The sequence below is a fragment of the Neisseria sp. HMSC03D10 genome (genome assembly GCF_001807625.1).
GTDB lineage: Bacteria > Pseudomonadota > Gammaproteobacteria > Burkholderiales > Neisseriaceae > Neisseria > Neisseria mucosa.
Genome location: NZ_KV789565.1, coordinates 1 through 5,512 on the forward strand (window position 1 = coordinate 1; position 5,512 = coordinate 5,512).

Annotated in this window: 5 protein-coding genes; 3 read left to right on the forward strand and 2 right to left on the reverse strand. The window is 51.2% G+C overall.

Annotation, left to right across the window (positions count from 1 at the left end; genetic code table 11):
- Positions 1–289: 289 nt before the first annotated feature.
- Positions 290–1,417, reverse strand: coding sequence for a PilT/PilU family type 4a pilus ATPase (locus HMPREF3066_RS07920; RefSeq protein ID WP_003777544.1), 1,128 nt, complete (start codon positions 1,415–1,417; stop codon positions 290–292).
- 187 nt (positions 1,418–1,604) lie between these two features.
- Here HMPREF3066_RS07920 and HMPREF3066_RS07925 point away from each other — a divergent pair, with 187 nt between their 5' ends.
- The 3 genes from HMPREF3066_RS07925 to lepB all read left to right on the forward strand — a co-directional run bounded on the left by HMPREF3066_RS07925 (position 1,605) and on the right by lepB (position 5,260).
- Positions 1,605–2,306, forward strand: coding sequence for a 5'-methylthioadenosine/adenosylhomocysteine nucleosidase (locus tag HMPREF3066_RS07925; RefSeq protein ID WP_070441881.1), 702 nt, complete (start codon positions 1,605–1,607; stop codon positions 2,304–2,306).
- A 141-nt stretch (positions 2,307–2,447) separates the two neighbouring features.
- Positions 2,448–4,241: a translation elongation factor 4 gene (gene lepA / locus HMPREF3066_RS07930; protein ID WP_036490455.1), complete on the forward strand. Its 1,794-nt coding sequence runs from the start codon at positions 2,448–2,450 to the stop codon at positions 4,239–4,241.
- Complete coding sequence (gene lepB / locus HMPREF3066_RS07935; RefSeq protein WP_003768117.1) at positions 4,241–5,260, forward strand: signal peptidase I; 1,020 nt, start codon at positions 4,241–4,243, stop codon at positions 5,258–5,260. Before lepA ends, lepB begins: the two co-directional genes overlap by 1 nt.
- Here the strand turns inward: lepB and HMPREF3066_RS13375 are convergent.
- On the reverse strand, positions 5,230–5,512 hold a 283-nt coding region (locus tag HMPREF3066_RS13375; RefSeq protein ID WP_210385710.1), incomplete at its 5' end, for a hypothetical protein. The genes lepB and HMPREF3066_RS13375 overlap by 31 nt on opposite strands.

Below are 5,512 nucleotides of genomic sequence, written 5' to 3' on the forward strand. Positions count from 1 at the left end.
GCAGAGGCTGAGACAATGAACACGTTCTAAGGCCCGACTTGGAATGGCTTAGTGAATTTCGCGACGTATCAAGTATCAAGGCATTTTTTTGATGATATAATACTGACAGGACTGTGTGGAAAATAACCCTATAATTCTGTTGGCTGGATTAATCAAAGCGGTCTGATATGGTAGAGAGCCAAATGTATTATGAAAGTCGTGATGCAGTAAACTATACAATTTAATTAGTTGTTTAAAAGGTCGTCTGAAAAGTGGTTTTCAGACGACCTTTGCTCATTTCTGACAACTTTTAAATCAGTTCCAAATCCGGGCCGGCATTCTGGGCGCGGCGGCTGCGCAGTTGGATGTCCAAACGCAGGTCGTGGGCGGAGTCGGCGTTTTTAATGGCGTCTTGGAAACTGATGTCGCCGCGTTCGTACAGCTCGTAGAGCGCTTGGTCGAAGGTTTGCATGCCCATGGCGGTAGATTTTTTCATCATTTCTTTGATGCTGTGGATTTCGCCTTTTTGAATCATTTCGGAAATAATCGGCGAATTGAGCAGGATTTCCACTGCGGCTACGCGCCCCTTGCCGCCTTCGCGGGGAATCAGGCGTTGCGAGATGAAGGCTTGCAGGTTGAGCGACAAGTCGGTCAAAAGCTGGGTGCGACGCTCTTCGGGGAAGAAGTTGATGATGCGGTCAAGCGCTTGGTTTGAGTTGTTGGCGTGCAGTGTGGCGAGACAGAGGTGGCCTGTTTCGGCGAACGCCAAGGCGTAGTCCATGGTTTCGCGGTCGCGAATCTCGCCGATGAGGATGACGTCCGGCGCCTGACGCAGGGTGTTTTTCAGCGCGGCAAACCAGTTTTCGGTATCCACGCCGACTTCGCGCTGGGTAATGATGCTTTTTTTGTGTTGATGGACGAACTCAATCGGGTCTTCGATGGTGATGATGTGGTCTTGGCAATTTTCGTTGCGGTGGTCAACCATCGCAGCGAGCGAGGTGGATTTGCCCGAGCCGGTACCGCCGACGAAAATCACGAGGCCGCGTTTTTTCATCACCACGTCTTTCAAGACGGGCGGCAGATTGAGGCTGTCAAAATTCGGGATTTTGCTGGTAATGGAGCGGAACACCAACGCCGTCGCGCCGCGCTGCACCATGGCATTGACACGGAAGCGGCTGGTATCGGGCAGGCTGATGGCGAAGTTGCATTCGTTGGTGGATGAAAACTCTTCGATTTGTTTGGTGGACATAATCGAAAAAGCGATTTCCATACATTTTTCGGAGGTCAGCGGCTCGTCGGTAATCGGCGTGATTTTGCCGTCCACTTTCATAGCGGGCGGAAAATTGGTCGTAATAAAGAGGTCGGAGCCTTTGTATTTGTTCATATGGCGCAGCCAAGTGAACAATTCGTCTTTTGCGCTGGGAGGATTGGTCATCATGATATTGGATAATTTCGGTGGTTATTTTATTGAAATGGATTATATCAAATAAATCATGATACATAAAAATGGCAAGATTACCGTATCGAATAATAGGACAGGCGGGCAATATGGCGGATTCAATACGGGTATGGAATGCCGCCGCTGCTGTTATAATACCGCCCACAATTTCATGGAAAGGTAAAAAATGTCTGTACAAACAGTTGCGGTCATCGGTGCGATGGAGCAGGAAATCGAGCTTTTGCGTGAAGCAATGGATAATGTCAAAAGCGTGTCTTTCGGTAAGTTTACCGCCTACGAAGGCGAAATGGCGGGCAAACGCATGGTGTTGGTATTGAGCGGCATCGGCAAGGTCAACGCTGCGGTTTCAACGGCTTGGGTTATCCATCAATTCGCGCCTGACTGCGTCATCAATACCGGCAGCGCGGGCGGTTTGGGCAAGGGTTTGAAAGTCGGCGACGTAGTGGTCGGCACGGAAATCGCGCACCATGACGTCGATGTAACGGCGTTCGGCTATGTTTGGGGACAAGTGCCGCAACTGCCTGCCGTATTCGTTTCAGACGACCTCTTGGTCGGCAAAGCAAAACAGGCGGCGGAAGTGTTTGAAGGCGCGGCGGTAGCGCAAGGCTTGATTGTCAGCGGCGACCGCTTTGTCCACAGCAGCGAAGGCGTGGCGGAAATCCGCAGCCATTTCCCCGAAGTCAAAGCGGTGGAAATGGAAGCAGCGGCGATTGCGCAAGCCTGCCACCAGTTGAACACGCCTTTCGTCGTGATTCGCGCGATGTCCGACTCGGCGGACGAAAAAGCAGACATCAGCTTTGAAGAGTTTTTGAAAACGGCGGCGGCAAGCTCGGCGAAAATGGTGGAAAAGATTGTCGCGTCGCTGTAAAACACGCATAAAATCATGCGGAAACAGTAAATTTCCGCTAGAATGTCAGGCTATTTCACTTTACCTGAAGGTCGTCTGAACGGTCTATTTGATTTTCAGACGACCTTTTCAGAATCACTGCTTATCTTTCAAAATAACAATATGAAAAATATCCGAAATTTCTCCATCATTGCCCACATCGACCACGGCAAATCGACGCTTGCCGACCGCTTCATCCAATACTGCGGCGGCTTGGATTTGCGCGAAATGAGTACGCAGGTGCTCGATTCCATGGACATCGAAAAAGAGCGCGGCATCACCATCAAAGCGCAAACCGCCGCACTCAACTACAAAGCACGCGACGGGCAGGTGTATCAGCTCAACCTGATTGACACGCCGGGACACGTCGACTTTTCTTACGAAGTTTCCCGTTCGCTCTCTGCCTGCGAAGGCGCGCTTTTGGTCGTTGACGCATCGCAAGGCGTGGAAGCGCAAACCGTGGCGAACTGCTATACCGCGATTGATTTGGGCGTGGAAGTCGTGCCTGTCTTGAACAAAATCGACCTGCCCGCCGCCGACCCCGAACGCGTGGAACAGGAAATCGAAGACATCATCGGTATCGATGCCGTCGGCGCGGTTCAATGTTCCGCCAAAAGCGGCATCGGCGTGGAAGACGTTTTGGAAGAAATCGTTGCCAAAATCCCCGCGCCGACCGGCGATGAAAACGCGCCGTTGCAAGCCGTTATCGTTGATTCGTGGTTTGACAACTACGTCGGCGTGGTCATGCTGATTCGTGTGAAAAACGGCACCATCAAGCTGAAAGATAAAGTGCGCTTTATGAGCACCAAGGCGGAGACGCAGGTCGAGCAACTGGGCGTATTCACACCGAAATCGGTTCAAAAACAAGAACTCAAAGCCGGCGAAGTGGGCTTTTTGATTACCGGTGTGAAAGAATTGGGACAGGCAAAAGTCGGCGACACGGTTACTTTGGTTGCCAACCCCGCCTCTGAGCCGCTGCCTGGTTTCCAAGAGGTGCAAAGCCAAGTATTTGCAGGTCTCTACCCCGTGGAAAGCCACGACTACGAAGCCTTGCGTGATGCTTTGGAAAAATTGCAGCTTAACGACGCTTCGTTGAAATTCGAGCCTGAAGTTTCTCAGGCATTGGGCTTCGGCTTCCGCTGCGGTTTCTTGGGCCTGCTGCACTTGGAAATCGTACAGGAACGCTTGGAGCGCGAGTTCGACATGGATTTGATTACCACCGCGCCGACGGTGGTTTACGAAGTCGTGTTGAAAAGCGGCGAAAAAATCGAAGTCGAAAATCCGTCCAAACTGCCCGACATCGGCAGCATCGAAACCATTCTCGAGCCGATTATCACCGCGACCATCCTCGTGCCGCAGGAATACGTCGGCAACGTCATGACCTTGTGTAACCAAAAGCGCGGCGTACAGGTCAATATGCAGTACATGGGCCGCCAAGTCATGCTGACTTACGACTTGCCTATGAATGAAGTTGTGATGGACTTTTTCGACAAACTCAAATCCACTTCGCGCGGTTATGCCTCGCTGGACTACCATTTCAAAGAGTTCCAACCGTCTGATTTGATTAAGCTCGACATCATGGTCAACGGTGAAAAAGTCGATGCCTTGAGCCTGATTGTGCACCGTCAAAGCGCCGTTCACCGAGGCCGCGAACTGGCCGCGAAAATGCGCGAGCTGATTCCGCGCCAAATGTTCGACATCGCCGTCCAAGCCGCCATCGGCAGCCAGATTATCGCCCGCGAAAACGTCAAAGCCCTGCGTAAAAACGTCTTGGCGAAATGTTACGGCGGAGATATTACCCGTAAGAAAAAACTTCTCGAAAAACAAAAAGCAGGCAAACGCCGCATGAAACAAGTGGGCAACGTGGAAATCCCGCAAAGCGCGTTCTTGGCGATTCTGCAAGTGAGCGACAAATAATGAGCACAAATTTAATCTACGGCGCGATCGCTGCCATCGTTATCGGCATTTTCCTTTATTTCATAAGCAGCAAAGAACGTCAGGAAAACGGAGAATGGAGCTCCGGCCTACAATGGGCGTATCTTTTGTGCATGATCGGCGTTTTCGGCATCCTGTCTTTTTACATGAGCTTTACCGCCGTATTGCTGATATTTGTCGTATTCACCGGCATCGTTTGGGCAATCCACAAAGGTCGTCTGAAAAAAGACCCGTCGCACCAGGACAAAGCCCACTTTACCGACTACATGAGCGGCTTTTTCCCGATCATCCTCGTCGTCTTCATCCTGCGCACCTTCATTGCCGAACCATTCCAAATCCCATCCAGCTCCATGCGCCCGGGCTTGGTTAAAGGCGACTTCATCCTTGTGAACAAATTCGCCTACGGCATCAGAACCCCGATTATCAACAACGTCCTGATTCCGACCGGACAAATCGAGCGCGGCGACGTCGTCGTGTTCAACTACCCCGTCCAGCCTGAAATGAACTACATCAAGCGCATCGTCGGACTGCCGGGCGATACCGTCGAATACCGCGACAAAGTCCTGACCGTCAACGGACAAGTCGCCCCCGACCAACCGAACGGCACCTACTCCTACCCTGACGATACCGAACCGTCCGCAATCCACAACCCCGAACTTTTTCAGACGACCCTCAACGGCAAAACCTTCAATATCCTGAAAGAGCCGGGACAACCCTCCGTTTTCATCCCCTCGCTCGACAACTACCGCATGAAAATCATGCCTGAAAACGGTTATTCCGTAGAGCAAAGCGGTTTGGAACACTGTCAATACGCCGAAGACGGCAGCGGCTTTACCTGCAAAGTGCCCGAAGGCCGTTACTTCGCCATGGGCGACAACCGCGACAACAGCGCCGACTCCCGCTACTGGGGCTTTGTAGACGACAAACTTATCGTCGGAAAAGCCTTCTTCGTGTGGATGAATTTCGGCGATTACAGCCGCATCGGCAGCAGCATCCAATAAGTTGCCCGTTTCATTTCGATAAAGCCAAAGGTCGTCTGAAAATCAGTTTTCAGACGACCTTTGGCTTTTCGGCGGAATAAATTGAAGGCGGTTCCCATCATTGCCAATTTATAGTTATCTATGCGGGAAACGGCTTTATTTTGAAATCCAGCCGGTATATTAAGTTTATGAAGCGTACTGATTTTCCTCAGGAGAAGCTGGAAGGGAAATAAGATATTGTACCTTGTATATCGAAACACCCGTATCATAGCA

Excerpts from the sequence above, each read along its gene's own strand:
- HMPREF3066_RS07925 (WP_070441881.1), top strand. The coding sequence starts at position 1,605 with ATGTCTGTACAAACAGTTGCGGTCATCGGTGCGATGGAGCAGGAAATC.
- lepB (WP_003768117.1), top strand. The coding sequence starts at position 4,241 with ATGAGCACAAATTTAATCTACGGCGCGATCGCTGCCATCGTTATCGGC.
- lepA (WP_036490455.1), top strand. The coding sequence starts at position 2,448 with ATGAAAAATATCCGAAATTTCTCCATCATTGCCCACATCGACCACGGC.
- HMPREF3066_RS07920 (WP_003777544.1), bottom strand. The coding sequence starts at position 1,417 with ATGATGACCAATCCTCCCAGCGCAAAAGACGAATTGTTCACTTGGCTG.